Genomic DNA, 492 nt, shown 5'->3' on the forward strand with positions numbered 1-492 from the left:
CATGCCATCGACGCAGCCCTTGGCAACCCGGCCCGCCGCCTGCGCCGCCTGATCCTCACCGAGGAGGCCGAGGCCAACCTGGTTGCCCGCCGCCCGCTCCCCTGGCCGCTGCAGCCGGAACGGTCGGAGCGTGCGCGCATCGATCAGCTCCTCGGCCGCGACGCGGTGCATCAGGGTATGGCGCTGCTGGCCGACCCGCTGGGAACGCCGCTGCTCTCCACCGTGTTGGAGCGGCCGGGTCCGGTGCTGGTGCTGGACCAGGTGACGGACCCGCGGAACATCGGCGCCGTCCTGCGCTCCGCCGCCGCGTTCGGCGCCGCCTGCGTCATCACCCAAGACCGCAATGCACCGGAGGAAACCGGCGCCCTGGCCAAGGCCGCATCTGGCGCGCTGGAATTGGTGCCGCTGATCCGTGCGGTCAATCTGGCCCGGACCCTCGTCGCGCTGAAGGCCTCGGGGCTGTGGATCGTCGGCTTGGACGCCGGCGGCACC

The 492-nt window shown here is 72.8% G+C and carries 1 protein-coding gene; it reads left to right on the top strand.

Annotated features, from left to right (window positions below; genetic code table 11):
* A partial coding sequence (locus GSQ76_RS26130; protein ID WP_254070640.1) for an RNA methyltransferase occupies positions 1-492 on the top strand: 492 nt, incomplete at both ends.

The organism is Acidisphaera sp. L21 (assembly GCF_009765685.1).
Classification (GTDB): Bacteria; Pseudomonadota; Alphaproteobacteria; order Acetobacterales; family Acetobacteraceae; genus LMUY01.